The following is a 16,107-nucleotide window of genomic DNA, read 5'->3' as shown; positions in this document are numbered from 1 at the left end:
ATGAAGCTATATACTTAATTTCTTACCCTTCATACTGTCAATTTTCTCTCTTAAAACATTTGAACTAAATCCTAGGTATTCTAGCGTCTCCTGATGGGTACCCCCGTATATTGGCCAATCTTCTCCACAATCATGAGAGTAAACTTTCTTTTCCGGCATGAGGATTGATAACAATGATGCAGTTCCTCCTGAAAGCCTGTGTTCTTCCACTACAAGAAGCCGTTCAGCTGCGTTTCCAATTTCCGTAATGTGATCTTGTAAACTCTCGTAGTCTACATAACATAAATGGATATGCGAAACATCTGGATAGAGACTTTCCATTTCTTTACACAGCACTGTTCCTTGTTCTCCAATCGATATTAAGCAAAGATCGCTTTCCCCTTTATAGTGAAATAGAGGATGGGAACAGTCGTGATCCAGCGCTCGATCTAGACTTTCATAGGAATCATTACGTGAAAGTCTAATATAGTATGGTTTATTAGAGTTAGCAGCTTCTCTGACCACTTTTCTAGTGTCCTCTTCACCATGAGGGCATGCAATTTTGATTTTTTGAAAGGAACGAACAATTGCAATGTCTTCAAGTGCATGGTGCGTTGTGCCAAACCATCCACCAGATACTCCACCATACGGAGCCACTACTTTGATGTTTTTTTCCATATACCCCATGGCTAACTTCATGCTCTCTGCTGACCTAAGAGATGCAAATGAAGCAAAAGTAGAAAAGAAAGGGATATGCCCTCCTTCGGATAAACCAGCTGCAATATCGATACTGGCCATTTCAGCAATACCCATATTGAAAAAACGATTCGGATGGTTAGCTTCAAATTGGTGATTTGAACCCCCTAAATCTGCTTCTAAACACAGAATACGCTCGTCAATAGAAGCCAGTTTCGTCAGTTCATCTCGATAACTTTCTCTACCTGATAAACTCATAATAAACTCCTCTTCCACTTATTTTTTAGCCTCTGTGGAATTTTCGCATAGTGTGCTTTAGGGTTCCCCTCGAGTTCTGGTACGCCTTTTCCTTTTATAGTTTTAGCGAGTAACACCAGAGGCTTTTTTTGCTCTTCATTCAAAGACCCTAAAATATCAGATACATTATGTCCGTCTATTTCCTTAGTGTTAAAGCCAAATGATTCAAATCTAGTCTTTAAATTAACTAAATCCGAGATATCCTTAACATATCCATCATTTTGAGCGCCATTTATATCGACTACACACACAAAGTTGTTTATTTCTTTAGACTGAATGACTTGAAACGATTCCCAACATAAGCCTTCCTGTAGCTCCCCGTCCCCACAAACTGCAATCCCGATTCCATCCTCATTTTTTAGCTTCTGTGACAAGGCCCATCCTGCTGCATAAGGAATGCCGTGACCAAGGCTTCCAGTAGAAAAAGGAATGTTCTTTATTTTATGACTAGGGTGCCCGGTGAGCAGAGAACTCTTTTTGCCATATGTAAGAGCTGGGCTTTCACCTAACAAATCATTAACAAACAAGGTCGAATATAAAGCTGCAGCTGCATGCCCCTTACTTAGAACAATTTGATTTTTTGAATCCGAATTATACTTTTCGTATAGCACAATCAACAAATCGATTACGGATAGACTACCTCCTATATGACAACCTGTATCCGTAGCAGCCATATCAATAATCTGCATTCTTGCCTCTCTGCATTTCCGTTTTATATTTTCTAATTTCGGATGCTCTGGTGTTAGAACGGCGTTCATTTTTGTTACCACGTTACACCACCTCCGTTTTTTTCGAAAACCAGTTATGAATAGCATCTTTCAAAATACCTCTAGCGCTTTCGATTTCTTTATAATCCAGAAATTCCTCATCTGTGTGATCTAAAGTAGAATCCCCAGGTCCATACGCTACAATTGGAACATCGATCCAATTTGTAGCTAAAGTATTCATATCACTAGTTCCAGTTTTCTTTAGGTAATTGCACTTCCCCCCTTTGTTGGCAAAACTCTTAGCAAAGGATTTGACTAATGTGCAATTTCTCTTGTTTATATATCCTGGCGTAGATCGAAGAACTTCAATTGTGACGTCATCCGCAATCTTTAGGTCAATATCTTTGATATAATCATTTTCTACATTTGGCGATATTCGAAAATTGATAATCCCTTTAATGACATCCTTGTTGGCATCTTTATGTTGGGTTACCTTTGTTATTGTAGATACATTTTCGGGGTCTACTGCACCTACTCGATTTTCCATTTCCTTTCTGATTTTATAAAAATGGTCTGCTACGCTTAAATTGTTTTTAGAAGCACTATGCTTTTGTGCCTGTTCGATAGTAACGCCTAATTTTAATAAGCCATGGTAACCCAATGTTAGATTTTTCTCTCCACTAGGCTCCCCTATAATAACGGCATCAGCTTTATAGTTATCTCTGACATAATAAGCACCTGCAGAAGAGGATACTTCTTCTTCAACAGCTCCAATCACTTTCAGCTGACAATCTTTAGGTACCTCGACATCCTTTAACATCTGCAAAAAATTAACAAAGCACCCTTTTGCATCTACTACTCCTCTCCCGGTAATTATTTCGTTATTGTTTTTAACTTTCCATAAATGAGGGACGGTATCAATATGACCTAAAAGCATTAATGTATGGCGGCCGGTACCTTTTTGAAAAACAACATTTCCTGCTGGGTCAACCTCATTCTTTACACAAGGAATTTTAATGTTTTGATTCAAGTAGTTAGCTAATTCACTCTCATCGTAAGAAACCGAAGGAATTCGAATCACCTTATTAATCAAATCAAACTCCTCGTTGTATGTATCAATGTCCCAAAACCAAGTGCTATGTTCTCGAGACATGGTTGGTCCCGTAATGCACACATCGTTTATTCCTTCGCGAATAGCTAATCTAGCGGCACGAACTTTTTGTTTCATTCTTCCTTTTACATAGTTCAAGTTATCCTCGTTATAAATATCTTTCACTGTAGAATAAGGAGAGTTCACATCTTTTAAAATCCCATTTGTCCCAGTTACAAAACGCAAGTGATGAGCCTTCATCTGAATCGATATATTAGCTGCTAGTACATCTGCATCAATGTTAAGTAATTGATTTTTTTCCTGCCCAAGTATAGGAGGAGTCAAGCAGACAACATCAAATTCCTCTAACAATGAATCCAGTAGGGAAGTATCACAGCTATCATAGTGTCCGTACAAAGAATCTCTAACAATAGCGTTTCTATTATTCTTTTTAACTTTTAAAGGAGGACCTTGTTTTCCTTGAACTACATTATGATCACTGCCACATTGAATATATGTTTTCAAACCTACTTCTTCTAAATCTCTTTTTAAAGTAGGAATAATTGTATTGTTATAAGCATCATAAATATGCTCCATTTCCTCTGCCGAACAATAGCGCACCTCATTACCATTAGCTAGATGCAGAAACTTAATTTCTCTATTAATATTTTGGTAATGCTTTTCGATACCTTCTGCTCCTCCTGCCACAATGATAATTGAGTGACCTTTAGAAGATATTTCCTTAATCTCTTTATAAATTTCTTTACCTTCAGAAAGAACTGTACTACTCCCCAACTTGATTACATATAAGCTACTGATTATGGCCACATCCCTTCGTTTTGAAAACTCAAAGCCTCTTCCTCTGAAAAGTCAAAATATTGATTGAATGCTTGAACAGCTTGCCCAGCAGCCCCTTTGATCATATTGTCTAGACTACATATGGATACGCAGTTTTTATTGTCAACATAAGCAGCAACTTCTGAACGATTTGTTCCGACAATCGATTTAATCATTGGATTAAATCGTCCACCCTTAGTATCTTTTATATAATCGATGAAGTATAAATTGTTATACTCCTTAAAGAATGCTTTTTTTACATCAATTTCAGACACACCATCTTTAAGCGTTGAATAAACAGTTGTCATAATTCCTCTTGGAAGGTCTAAACTGTATGTTGAAAATTGCAAATCAATGTTCTCATCGAACATTTCTCTAAAAGCATTGCTTATTTCCGGCATATGTCTGTGTCCGTGTACCTGATGTGGTCTGAAATTTTGCGATCTTTCAGCAGGATGTTCCGAACTTTTTTTACCTCCACCACTTGAACCTGTTTTAGCATCTATAATGACCTTTCCTTCAATTAAACTATTTTTCATAAGAGGATAAAGGGAGTAAATGCTTGCCACCGCCATACATCCTGGAAGATTAATAATCTTCTTTTGTCTATCGATCTTATGAAACTCAGGAATATAATATTGAGAGTCCATATAACGCTGATTAGTCAATGAATTAGGATAGTAATCTTCTAACAGGTGATGGTCTGTTAACCGATAGTCTCCACTAACATTGAATAGCACCTCTGTTTTATCAAGAACTTCGTCGATATGTTTTGGCAATACACCAGTTGGTAAACATGAAAATATAACATCGTATCCGTTCTCCAATTGGTTTATCTTTTTAAATTTCAATTGTTTGTTTTCATTATTTAGGATTCTGTAGTATTTTTCTACTGGTCGTCCCGACCTCGATTCTGATGATACAAAATCAATAGAGGCAAGAGGATGATTCCTAAGAATTCTGTAAATCTCCATCCCAACAAACCCACTTCCACCTAAGATTGCTATTTTAATATTTTGACTCATCCTAGTCTCGCATCCTTTTCATATGGAAGTTTAATTGAAGAATCCATTTTACTTACTACTTCTCTTATTGCTTCAGGGTTCTGATCAATCTTTTTAAAGGCTAAAGCATAGGATTGAATTCGTTCATACTCAATGGGTGACCTTAATTCTCGACAGATAGTTAAAGTATTTCGGAACATGCTCAATGTGGTTGGGTAATCTTCCATTTCATATTTTCTTTCTTCATCTGCAAGAGTGAACGGATATCCATTCCCAAATCCTTTTTTATTTTGAAATGGAAGGTGACCAGGGATTGGTCTATTCTGCCATTCTCTTGCAAAAACGCCTTCTTCCATGATGAGTTGTTGGATCGCTTCTTTAACTTTAAAATCTTCTAGATCTTCCAATCCTACATTCTCACGATGAAGTTTGATTCTGTACATGTTGTAACTGTGTTTATATCCACTTGGAACTTTGGGTGGTTCAAATAGCTTTGTTTCATTCAAAGCATCACTCAGGTATTGGGCATTGCGTGCTCTTACTTCATCATAATATGGTAGTCTTTCTAACTGACTGATTCCAAAGGCTGCTGCGATCCATGACATGCGATAATCAATTCCTGACTCTTCTAAGAACTTTATGGCCCGTTCATAGTACTCTTCTTTTTTAAAAAAGGAGATGCCACCTTCCCCACCTACAGGAAAATTTTTATCAGCCATTAAACTTTGGCCAGCTGCATCACCGATAGACCCACAAACCTTCCCATCTATTGATGCAGAGTGAGCATGTGAAGCATCCTCAACCAATTTTAGGTTATGCTTTAGGCAAATCTCTTGTAACATTGGTAAGTTAGCAGGTAAACCGTGAACGTGAACAGGCATAACGACTTTCGTTCTCTTAGTTATTAAACTTTCTACTTGGGCCGCATCCATACAAAATGTGTCAGGATCTACATCTGTAAATACAGGTATAGCTTTCGCTGCTATTACTGCTTGTGCAGTTGCTATAAAGGTAAAGTTAGGGATAATTACCTCATCCCCTGGTTCTACACCTACTCCCACTAAAGCTAAATGCAGACTAGATGTTCCACTTGCTGTAGGTATTGAGAAATTAGCTCCGACGTATTTATTGTATTTTTCCGAAAATTCACCCACTACGTTTTCTGGTTCATGCTGAATAGATACCAACATTTGCATAACGTCTTCTTTAGTTATGTATGGGAAATTTGTTTTCCGATTATCCGTAGGGAGAATCGCCTTCCCTCCGAAATATGCCAAGCTCTCGTTGACCATGCTTTCTGAGGGGAAGTCTAGTGGTTTTTTTATAAAATCAGTCCTCATTATGTTCACCTCTTCTTAATAATGACAATTTCACACAAGCAGCCACTAATGGGCTAATTCTGTAATTAAATTGAACGCCAGGTTGTAACTCATAATTGCTTTCTTCCTGTGTCCACATCGTTCTTAGATCGAAAGCGCCAAATATCTTTAGTCGCTCAGATTTCTTCCATATTAATTCTTGATTAGTTGCAATAATACCGCATGGACCAAACCCTAAATCTGTTAAGTCTAAAAGTAGAGTTGAGTGCTCCTCCATTAGAGACTCGAAATTATGGATGTTATCCCAATTCACTCTGATACGCTGAAATGGAACATTATCTTCATTTCCACCAACGCTAGTTATCCCTAACCATGCCAAGAAATTATCTTCTTGCTCAGTAATATCAGGGAGGTGTGTTGAAGTACCATGTACTAAATCTTGGCCGTAGAGAGCACCGTGTAATGCACCAGTGTAACTATTAAATACTGATACATATGGTAAACCAGTAGCTTTCCCTATGAATTTCTCTAACCCCTTTATCTCCTTTTCGTTCTTTTCTATACTCATAATGATTCCAGAATTTAATACTCGAGATAATACAAACGAGATCTGAAACTGTTTACGTTTATCCATAACTAACCTCCTGATCGTTCGTTATTCTTTTACTGACAAACTCAGCAATATAGGAAGAGATGTCCACTTTGTGGATTTCCCAAGAATTTGAAAATTCCGGGTTTTGATTCACTTCACAAACCAAGTATTTTTCCTTATCAAAGTCGTACAACAGATCAAGGCCATATAAACCTTCTCCTAAAAGAGTGGTTACTTTATTTGCCAATTCTTGAATCTCCTGATTTAGCTCGACAGGAATCACAGAGGCTCCTAGGTGTGTATTTGTTCTCCAGGTTTCGTTTGATACTCTTTTAAAAGCAACTAAAGGTGTAGTACCGACGATTACCACTCTAATGTCAAAGTTTCCTTTGTTGATTTTTTCTTGTGTCAACACAGGGAATTCTTGGTTTCTAATGTCAACTGATTCACGAGCTGCAATCCATGCCTCTAAAGAACACACATTTTCTATTAAACTAATCCCTCTTCCCCAAGATGAACTGGGTGGCTTTATAATAAATTGTCCTCCAAGCTGATTTGAAACAGTTTTAAGATTATCTGGATTAAACGCAATACAGTAATTGGGTTGTGGAATTTGGTGTCTATCAAATAAAATGGATTGCAAAATTTTATTCGTGCAGATGGTGATTGCATTATAATCATTGATGGTTTTCAAACCACATTTGTCTAAAATCTGTGCTCTTTTCAAGCCTTCTTTTTGTGATAAACACCTGACAATTGCTAATTGATATCTCCCTTTGAATATTTCATCCAAAGGAAGGCTCATCGAATCTAGAATAACTTTCACAGATATGTTGCGAAGGTTTAACTCTCGTATAATCATCTTTTCTTCCGTTCTAAGTTTTGTTACACACAGTAAAATATCCATTTTAGGTTTATTACTCACCCCATGACTCTTCTATTTCAGGAGCTAGGCCTAAAGATAGAGATCCGTTGGTCTCATTCACTTCATGCTCTTCTCCACAATCAGGACACTCAACGATTTCTCCTACAAAAGCATCACTTTCTACTCCAATTTCCGCTTTACATGATAGACAATTTGAATTTCTCAATGTAATTCCTCCTAATATTTGTAATGTACTCGCGATTCACGAGAACAACTTCATTCTATGATAATATGAAACTATATCCCAGTTTAAAAAAACGATTGAACCAATCGGAAAATTTGATAGGAGTAGATTTGAATGGATATGAAGCAGTTATCCACCTTTCAAACAGCAAGTGAGACATTAAACTTCACGAAAAGTGCTAAGATATTAAACTATGCTCAATCTAGCGTAACCTCTCAAATAAAGAGCTTAGAAGATGAACTTGGTGTAAGCCTTTTTGAAAGATTAGGAAATAAGCTAGTGTTAACACCATTCGGAGTTAAATTTAAAGTTTATACTGATAGTATTATTTCTCAGTATCATTCGGTATTAGATGAAATTAACTATGATAAAAACATGACAGCGACCCTAATCGTTGGGGCGACTGAAAGTCAATGTGCTTATAAATTGCCGACTGTTTTAACTGAATTTAAAATATTGTTTCCAAAGGTTAAAGTAATCGTGAAACCGATGCATAATCTCGAACAAATACAGTCGGATCTTCAAACAGGCGAATTAGATTTTGCATTTTTATTTGGGGAAAATTTCGAAGAAACCAATAGTGTACAAATATCTAAATTATCAAAAGAAAACTTAGTGTTAGTAGCTTCTCCTTTGAATGAAGTAAATAATTTGAAAAAACCATCGCTCAACGATTTGCAAAAAGAAACGATTTTATTAACGGAAAAAGGTTGCTCTTATAGAAACTTATTGGAAAATATGATAGCTGATTCGAATATGAGTTTTAGTTCAACTTTCGAAATTACAAATGTTGAAACATTAAAAAATTGCGTTAAATCAAACCTCGGCATTGCCTTATTACCTTACGGGGTAGTCAAAGATGAAGTGAGTAACCAAAAATTAAAAATAATAGACTGGAATCCACCTTCCAATCCTGAGCTATTTCATTTTGTCTCATGGCACAAAGATAAAAAATTCACCTCATTGCTAGACACATTTGTTTCAGTTAGTGAAAATATTTTTCAATAACAAAAGACCTTCTCTTTCTTGTTCAAAGGGAAGGTCTTTTTAGCGTTGGAGAAACAATAATTGTCGTTGTGTACCAAGGGTAAATCGTAAATCCCTAACAAGAGATTAATAGTGATCTAATCGAATGGTTTTAAGTTATTTAGTTCTTAAAAAAGAATTTTTTCCAAAGGATCGGCAGGGATGATTTTAAAACCTGCCAGAATTAACGTATGCTTAGGCTGCTCCTGCAGCCAGCAGGCTCGATGCCTGCTTCGATCAACAAAAGCGTAGCTTTTATCCATGGAATTCTTCGGCTCGTTCGGTCCAGCGCTTCGCGCAAAGAGACCAGGAACGTACGGCCTGTTAGCGAAAGCTTACAGACCGTAGTTATCGGGCGCTTTAGGATCGAAGCGACACCTACAGAATGACAGAAAGCGTTTTGATCTTTCTGATCAGGCTGTCAGTGCTGCCGCCTTACAAAGGTTTTTAAAAGATTTGTTTCTTAAGAAAAGAACCTCACTCGTAAATCACCATTAGAATAAATTGGATCTCTATATTTGGATATACAACTTGAATAACGGGAATGAATGTTCGTATGATGAGTAAGGAGATGATGATGGTAATGATTAATGATCGAGGAATAATGAAGTATCAGTGCTTCTTTATGACAGAACATAGCGAGCTCTTAAAAGAGACGAAAAGGGATTATTAAACATTTACTTAATATTATTAAGCAAAATGAAGTTGGCGATCGTTCGATAATTATTCCTACAACTAGAACAATCCAGGGATCAAAATATAAAATGTAGCTGTTTGTTATGTAGTTAAGGTCGGTTTTCAATATTTTTTTCTTCCAACTTGGTTTTAAATTCATATAAAATAAACCCCATGAAGTAAAGTTTGGGGTTTTAGGTATTTACATAGCTATGTATAGGGCACACTCCCCAAAAAAGAGACCCTTTGAAAATGAATTACATAATGTATTACAAAGGGAAAGCAGTTAAGAGGATGTTATATAGTCAAAAGGACGTCTGCCCTTACGTCCTTTTTTATTATGGGAATACGTAAACACTTAATTTAAATTCTCCATTCAGTACCCTAGTACCCTCCTCTACAAATCGTTCAGCTAAAATTGGAATGTCAAAATCATTTCATTCTAATTTACGTTTTCATAAGCTACTACTTGCGTTGGTAACTTGTTTAAAAATACAACTCTTGTTACTGTTCAACACCGATCAATAAAGGGTTTTATAATACTCATCTTACCCGTGAGTACAGTAGTGGCAAGGATCTGTTGATAATTTTTCCAGTGATTACTGATTATTCTTAAACATAGCTGCCCTCTTCCAACTTACTTATTTAATTACCATGGATGCCGGTATGACTAATGAACCTATCTACATACAAGTTCATCGAATAGGCCATCAATCTGTCATTTCTTACAATAAACACAACGAGTCCGAAACCATTTGGTATTGATAAGCACTTTGCGCCTACCTGTTTTCGGGAGCACTCCTTTCGTTATGCCAGTTTTTTAACAGGTGCGAAACCGCCAAATACACAGGTCCAAAGGAAGTGCTCCTTCCGGACTAATACAATGTTGCCATTCCAAGCTAAAAAGTTATGAGAGGATTTACACCAGGATTGTATTTCTGAACCACAATTTGTCCTTGATCTAACGTAATAAATGAGGTCTTACAATTATTGAGGCCTAAATAGTGGGAAATATCACTAAAACCATATATTATGCAATCTATTGATAATCACGCACCCAATTTTATGACTCTCTAGAAACTGGAGAAAGTGTCTTAACACCATTTTCAGCAAAATATTTATCCATTTCTAAGGATAAAGGTACATCTGATATAAAGTAAGACAAGTCTTTTACAGCTGCAAAAGATGAAATTGAACTTTTATTAATTTTAGAATGGTCGACCAAAGCAATAATATGGTCAGCCTTTTTGACTAATAATCGTTTTAGTTCTACTTCATAGACATTAAAATCTGTAAGCCCTGTCTTTAAAGTAAACCCGTTGGCAGAAGTAAACATGAGATCCACATGAATTTGATCTAAAACATTTGCACCAAGAATTCCTTCTAATGAACTTGATCCTGGTCTTACAACTCCACCTAATAAAATGACCGTTAAATCAGTATTTTCACGAAGTTCTAGGGCAGTATAAATCCCACTCGTAACAACAGTTAATTTTAGTCCCGTATCTTTAAGTAATCGTGCGAGTTCTAAGGCTGTGGAACTTGCATCTAATAATATACAATTTCCATCCTCAATGAGATCAATGGCTAGTTTTGCTATCTTAACCTTTGCGTCTTTATTTTTCTTTTCTCTAGTTGAAAAGGTGATCTCATTACCGTTTAATTCAGAGAGCACAGCACCGCCATGAGTCCGTTGCAAAAGTCCTTCCTTTTCCATCTCTTTCAAATCTGTTCGAAGGGTAACTTCAGAAACGTTCATTTCGTGAGCCAAGTCTCGCACAGTAATACGATAATTCTTAGTTAGCATTTCCATGATTTTTTGACGTCTTTCAGTTGCAAATAATTTACTCATATTTGTCACCCTTTATTCTATTCATAGAAAATCCATTAGCAATTATACTTAAAAACATCCATTAACATATATTTTTAAATAACCAAAAATGATGTATCTTATCCCAAATTTGATCAAAGAAAGAAAACAAAAAGTGTTTATTGATAAGGCTTTCATTTCTCCAGCTTTTAATCCTATCTATTAGTAATCTTATCATACAAATTATTTAAAAAGAATTTCCACATCCAGTCAATACTTTGTTTCAAAAAGGTTTTACATATACATCTACTAATGTTTTCACTAAAATAAGACTAATAGTTTACTATTAGTCTTAAATCTTATCGATTTTTTATATAAAATTAGTAACTATACTACTAACTCTCTTTGAGAACTAACACGATGAACAGAATTTATGAAATGATATTCATGATGGAGTGACAAAATAGTTTGTGTTTGAAGCATGCTCCCCTGTTTCTCTCTAATCCCTTTAAGCAACTGTCCATCAGTAATCCCTGTAGCTATGAAGAAACAGTCATCACTCGATACTAGATCGTTTAAATGAAGGTGTTTATCAGGATTGGATATGCCCATGGCTATACATCGATCATATTGAGCCTGATTTTCCGGAAGGAGTTTGGCCTGAAAGTCGCCACCTAAGCTACGCATAGCTACAGCTGATATAACTCCTTCAGGAGCACCACCAATTCCTATTAGCATATCTATATTATATTCTTCTATTGCTGTGGCAACCACACCGGTAATGTCCACGTCTTGAAATAAAATTACACTTGCTCCAAGTTTTTGAATTGACTTTATAAGTTCCTGATGGCGCCCTCTATTCTGAATCATGATATTCAAATTTTTCATAGGTTTATTCAATGCTCTCGCAACATGTTTAATGTTGGTTTCAATAGGAGAGCTAATGTCAATACTACCCTTTGCTCTTGGACCTACTGCTATTTTTTCCATATACATATCTGGAGCATGAAGGAGCGTCCCTTTTTTTGAACCAGCTAGAACAGTGATGGCATTCCCTTGACCATTCGCAATTAAAGTTGTCCCATCAATTGGATCTACAGCCAAGTCTATCTCCGTCGTTCCTCTCCCTAACGTTTCACCAATATAAAGCATAGGGGCTTCGTCCATCTCACCTTCCCCTATAACTACTCGAGACTTTGATTTCAATTTATTTAATGTCTCTCTCATGGCTTCAGTCGCTTTACCATCTGCTAGTATTTTGTCACCTTTTCCTATATAAGGATAGACAGCCACAGCTGATTCCTGAGTAACTGACAAGTAAGACATCGCTAATTCTCGCAAATCCATTCCCTCCTTTTTAATGATGGAGTTTTGCAATCCCTTGAGAGTGCTCTACAAATTTTAAAAAGATTAGATAGGCAGATGTAGCTCCAGGGTCTTGTACACCTTTTGATCGTTCACCTAGACGACTGGACCTTCCTTTCTGAGAAACCATATCTTTTGTGGATATCATAGCTTTTTCCGCAGTAGTTAGAGCTAATTTGAATCTTACTAGTGGTGGTTCTGTGCTTCCTTCTAGGATACTTAGAACAGGCAACAAGGTATCTAACATTGTTTTATCGCCAATATTAGCTTGTCCTCGCTCGTGAACACCTTTTATAAAATTAACCCAAAAATCAATAAGGTCTTCCTCGTTTAGTTCTGTTTTATTCTTGATTGCTTTAGCACCATTTATAAAGCCTGATGCATATAAAGGACCTACAGAAGAGCCGACCGCGCTAAGAAATGAACGTCCAACTTTCATTGCAATTTTCCCACAATCTTTTTCTTCACTGAGTGAGCTCTTAATTTCCTCTTGAACAGCTTGCCAGCCAATCGACATTGTTACACCATGATCCCCGTCTCCAAGTCGACGATCTAACTCAGATAAATAATTTTTGTTTTCTTCCATTAAAGGTGAAACGCTTTCAAAATATTGTTTCCATTCAGTAGCATTCATCTTTTAACCTCCTCTTTCTCTTTCTTTTTCTGTACATACATTGGACAATTTGCCTCTGCATCTATTAATCGCTTCAATTCATTATCTAATTTTAGAATCGAGATCGACAGACCACCCATTTCTAAGGAAGTGCTGTAGTCCCCCACGAATGATTTGTGAATATGAATTCCTTTTTCTTTAAGAAGGCTTTCTACCTTTTGATACATAATGTAGAGCTCCATTCTTGTAGTCGAACCAAGCCCATTAACAAGTACAGCAACTTCCTCTTCTTTAGAAATAGGCATATCTTGAAGTATGTCATTCACAATTCGTTCAGTAACCTCATTAGAAGATTGAAGTTTCCCTTTTTCGACTCCTGGTTCTCCATGATGTCCTAAACCAATTTCCATTTCATCTTCTTCTAACAAAAAGCTCGGTTCCCCAGTTTGGGGTAATGAACACGGAGATAACCCTACTCCCATAGACCTTACATTCTGATTCGCTTTTTCAGTTAATCGATATACTTCATCTAAAGGAGCGCCAGTCTCAGAGGCAGCACCAGCTACTTTCGTCACAAAGAACTCTCCAGCAATTCCACGACGTTTATCTGCTTCTGAGTGAGACGCGGAAGCTACATCATCTTTTACAATAATTTGTTTTACCTTGATATCACTTTCCATTTCTGCCAAATCAGCAGCCATATCAAAATTCATAAGATCCCCCTGGTAATTTCCATAAATAAGGAGGGCTTCCTTTTTCGTATCTACTGCTTTTATGGCTTCTAATATGGGGTCAGGTGGAGGCGAAGCGAAAATATTTCCCACTGCTACACCATCTGCCATCCCTTCTCCTACATATCCCATAAAAGCTGGTTCGTGTCCTGAACCACCACCAATAATAATACTCACTTTTTTCTTAGTTCCTGCATCTGTTCGAATGATCGTTCGGTGATTTTCTTCAACCCCTTTTACCACGTCAGAATGCGCTTTCAAATATCCTTGAATCATTTCATCGACAACATTATTCGGATTGTTAATTAATTTTTTCATTCTGTCCCCTCCCTATCGAAAACTTTTTTGAGTGTATTCTTTTTCTTTATCAATAATTTTTTGTACTTTCCTTTTAGAATTACCACCACTAAATTCACAATTTAAATAAGTGTACACCACTTTTTTAGCGACTTCTATACCAACAATTTGAGAACCCATTGTTAAGACTTGAGCATTATTACTCAATTGAGCTCGTTCCGCAGAGTACGTATCGTGGCAAAGTGCAGCACGTATACCAGGCACCTTTCCTGCTGCAATCGCTACACCAATCCCTGTTCCACAAATTAATATTCCTCGAGAAACTTTGTTATCAGCAATGTCCTGAGCTACTTTAAAAGCAACATCAGGATAGTCGATAGCTTCACAACTATGACAACCATAATCTAAAACTTCAAAACCTAGTTCCTCAATAAAACTCTTTATTGATTCTTTCATTTCAAATGCGTTATGATCACTCCCAATTGCAATTCTCATACCTTCATCTCCTTGATTAATTTGAGTTCATTTTTACATTTATTCTTTCGTTTGTCAATTTTTATTTTCGTTTACTTTCGTTTATTTATAAATAAATACTCTCTTCCAAAATAAGAAAGAGAGCATCAGGTTATCACATGTTTGAAACTTCTGCCTTCTCATCGTTGACATCTACATCTAAGATTTTCGCATTGTTTGGTAAGGTGATAAATTTCGTCATGAAAGCTCCTGCGAAATAAAGGCCTGCAAGAATCCAGATTACACCTTCTGCACCAACAAAACCATAAGTTAAACCGACGATCGCTGGACCCACAAATACACAAAGTCCTGCACCTAAGTTCAAGATGGACATTGCAGCCCCTTTTTCTTCTTTCACAAGGGATGGAACAAGAGCTGATAGTGGTACATATCCTGCAAGACAAGCTCCCCATAATATCCCTGCAGCTTGTATTAACCAAAGGTTAGCCCCTACTAGTTGTGGCATATAATACAAAAGAAGTGTGAATGTCCCACAACCAACTCCTCCAAACCACATGACCGTATTTCTCCAGCCGAATTTATCTCCAACAAATCCAAAAATTAAATTAAAAACAATATTTGAAATGAAAATTGAGCCCCAAATATTCAGCCAAACTGACGTCTCAATTCCATACTGGACTAAATAAGTCGGTAAAAAGATAGGAAAGGCATATTGGGCTGTTTGATTAATAATGCGTACAATGCCAGCAATCCCAACCTTAGGTTCCTTTTTAATAATCGTAACGCCCTTTAATAACTCTTTCACTTTTGACTTGTTCTCTTTATTTTGTTTTCTCTCTAATTTATCTTTGTTAATAACTAAGGCGAAGATAGCTCCGATCGTAACCCATAAAAGGGCGCTCCATAAGGTATTGATATGACCAAGATATTTAATTGCCCAAATGGAATAATAAGCGCCTAACACGTTTAATCCTCCTGTAAAAACAAACCAAAACCAACCAACTGCTCTACCAAGTTGCTGTTGAGGACTACGATACGCTATCCATACAAGAAACCCATAAGCAAATAATGGATAACCAAAACCTCTTAATGCATAAGTAGGAATCATAAGCTCATAATTTAAATGAGGTATACCATAACCAACAAAGCCAATTGTTCCTAAAATATATAACAACAGACCCATTAGCATTGTTTTCTTGGGTCCCATAGCTTCTACTAATACACCAGAAAACCAAGAAGATATTGCTATCGTTACTCCGTAAGCAGTAAACAAAAATGCTGATTGTTGAACGCTCATTCCCTGTTCAATTAAATAAGGACTTAACCAGCCTAGTTCCAATCCGTCCCCCATCATAAAAATAAGAATACCTATATAACCCCAAAAGAGTCGAGAGGGAATACCAGCTTTATCAATGCCACCTGCAAGTGAATTATTCAAAATCCACCCTCCTTTAACTGAATATTCAGATATATTTAGGGATAGGGG

General features: G+C 36.7%; 15 protein-coding genes and 1 pseudogene. 2 read left to right on the top strand and 14 right to left on the bottom strand.

Annotated features, from left to right (window positions below; all coding sequences use genetic code 11):
* Positions 1-6: 6 nt before the first annotated feature.
* From ABFG93_RS22705 to ABFG93_RS22670, 8 genes are read right to left on the bottom strand one after another with little or no spacing between them, the layout of a single operon-like run.
* Positions 7-933 carry a transketolase gene (locus tag ABFG93_RS22705; RefSeq protein WP_347553049.1) on the bottom strand — a complete coding sequence of 309 codons (927 nt, stop codon included), beginning with the start codon at positions 931-933 and terminating at the stop codon, positions 7-9.
* Positions 930-1,742 (bottom strand): 1-deoxy-D-xylulose-5-phosphate synthase N-terminal domain-containing protein, encoded by an 813-nt coding sequence (locus tag ABFG93_RS22700; protein ID WP_347553048.1) that lies wholly within the window; start codon positions 1,740-1,742, stop codon positions 930-932. The genes ABFG93_RS22705 and ABFG93_RS22700 overlap by 4 nt, the downstream gene beginning before the upstream one ends.
* 1 nt (position 1,743) lies before the next feature.
* Entirely contained in the window at positions 1,744-3,564 is a 1,821-nt protein-coding gene (locus ABFG93_RS22695) for a M20/M25/M40 family metallo-hydrolase (RefSeq protein ID WP_347553047.1), read from the bottom strand.
* A 23-nt stretch (positions 3,565-3,587) separates the two neighbouring features.
* On the bottom strand, positions 3,588-4,631 hold the full coding sequence (argC, locus tag ABFG93_RS22690; RefSeq protein ID WP_347553046.1) for an N-acetyl-gamma-glutamyl-phosphate reductase: 1,044 nt from the start codon (positions 4,629-4,631) through the stop codon (positions 3,588-3,590).
* Positions 4,628-5,950: a DegT/DnrJ/EryC1/StrS family aminotransferase gene (locus ABFG93_RS22685; protein WP_347553045.1), complete on the bottom strand. Its 1,323-nt coding sequence runs from the start codon at positions 5,948-5,950 to the stop codon at positions 4,628-4,630. The genes argC and ABFG93_RS22685 overlap by 4 nt, the downstream gene beginning before the upstream one ends.
* Positions 5,940-6,563, bottom strand: coding sequence for a degT/DnrJ/EryC1/StrS aminotransferase (locus tag ABFG93_RS22680; RefSeq protein ID WP_347553044.1), 624 nt, complete (start codon positions 6,561-6,563; stop codon positions 5,940-5,942). Before ABFG93_RS22680 ends, ABFG93_RS22685 begins: the two co-directional genes overlap by 11 nt.
* Positions 6,556-7,446: a RimK family alpha-L-glutamate ligase gene (locus tag ABFG93_RS22675; protein WP_347553043.1), complete on the bottom strand. Its 891-nt coding sequence runs from the start codon at positions 7,444-7,446 to the stop codon at positions 6,556-6,558. Before ABFG93_RS22675 ends, ABFG93_RS22680 begins: the two co-directional genes overlap by 8 nt.
* Positions 7,439-7,612: a lysine biosynthesis protein LysW gene (locus tag ABFG93_RS22670; protein WP_347553042.1), complete on the bottom strand. Its 174-nt coding sequence runs from the start codon at positions 7,610-7,612 to the stop codon at positions 7,439-7,441. The genes ABFG93_RS22675 and ABFG93_RS22670 overlap by 8 nt, the downstream gene beginning before the upstream one ends.
* A 132-nt stretch (positions 7,613-7,744) precedes the next feature.
* Here ABFG93_RS22670 and ABFG93_RS22665 point away from each other — a divergent pair, with 132 nt between their 5' ends.
* Both ABFG93_RS22665 and ABFG93_RS22660 read left to right on the top strand, forming a co-directional pair.
* The gene (locus tag ABFG93_RS22665) at positions 7,745-8,638 is read left to right on the top strand and encodes a LysR family transcriptional regulator (protein ID WP_347553041.1); all 894 of its coding nucleotides are present in this window, start codon (positions 7,745-7,747) and stop codon (positions 8,636-8,638) included.
* 1,344 nt (positions 8,639-9,982) lie between these two features.
* A pseudogene (locus tag ABFG93_RS22660) lies at positions 9,983-10,192 on the top strand (IS5/IS1182 family transposase); the annotation flags it as partial.
* A 202-nt stretch (positions 10,193-10,394) separates the two neighbouring features.
* On the opposite strand, the gene ABFG93_RS22655 reads toward ABFG93_RS22660, so the two are convergent.
* The 6 genes from ABFG93_RS22655 to ABFG93_RS22630 all read right to left on the bottom strand — a co-directional run bounded on the left by ABFG93_RS22655 (position 10,395) and on the right by ABFG93_RS22630 (position 16,059).
* Positions 10,395-11,183 carry a DeoR/GlpR family DNA-binding transcription regulator gene (locus ABFG93_RS22655; RefSeq protein ID WP_347553040.1) on the bottom strand — a complete coding sequence of 263 codons (789 nt, stop codon included), beginning with the start codon at positions 11,181-11,183 and terminating at the stop codon, positions 10,395-10,397.
* 345 nt (positions 11,184-11,528) lie between these two features.
* Positions 11,529-12,488, bottom strand: coding sequence for a class II fructose-bisphosphatase (gene glpX / locus ABFG93_RS22650; protein WP_347553039.1), 960 nt, complete (start codon positions 12,486-12,488; stop codon positions 11,529-11,531).
* A 10-nt stretch (positions 12,489-12,498) separates the two neighbouring features.
* A complete protein-coding gene (gene dhaL, locus ABFG93_RS22645; protein ID WP_347553038.1) occupies positions 12,499-13,140 on the bottom strand; it encodes a dihydroxyacetone kinase subunit DhaL in 642 nt (213 codons plus the stop codon).
* Positions 13,137-14,168 (bottom strand): dihydroxyacetone kinase subunit DhaK, encoded by a 1,032-nt coding sequence (locus tag ABFG93_RS22640; RefSeq protein WP_347553037.1) that lies wholly within the window; start codon positions 14,166-14,168, stop codon positions 13,137-13,139. The genes dhaL and ABFG93_RS22640 overlap by 4 nt, the downstream gene beginning before the upstream one ends.
* 12 nt (positions 14,169-14,180) lie before the next feature.
* The gene (gene rpiB, locus ABFG93_RS22635) at positions 14,181-14,642 is read right to left on the bottom strand and encodes a ribose 5-phosphate isomerase B (protein WP_347553036.1); all 462 of its coding nucleotides are present in this window, start codon (positions 14,640-14,642) and stop codon (positions 14,181-14,183) included.
* A gap of 133 nt (positions 14,643-14,775) precedes the next feature.
* Entirely contained in the window at positions 14,776-16,059 is a 1,284-nt protein-coding gene (locus ABFG93_RS22630) for an MFS transporter (protein ID WP_347553035.1), read from the bottom strand.
* Positions 16,060-16,107: the final 48 nt, after the last annotated feature.

Source organism: Pseudalkalibacillus hwajinpoensis, from assembly GCF_039851965.1.
Taxonomy (GTDB): domain Bacteria; phylum Bacillota; class Bacilli; order Bacillales; family Guptibacillaceae; genus Guptibacillus; species Guptibacillus hwajinpoensis_E.
The sequence above is the reverse complement of the archived record's forward strand: the minus strand, read 5'-3'. Positions and strand labels throughout refer to the sequence as shown.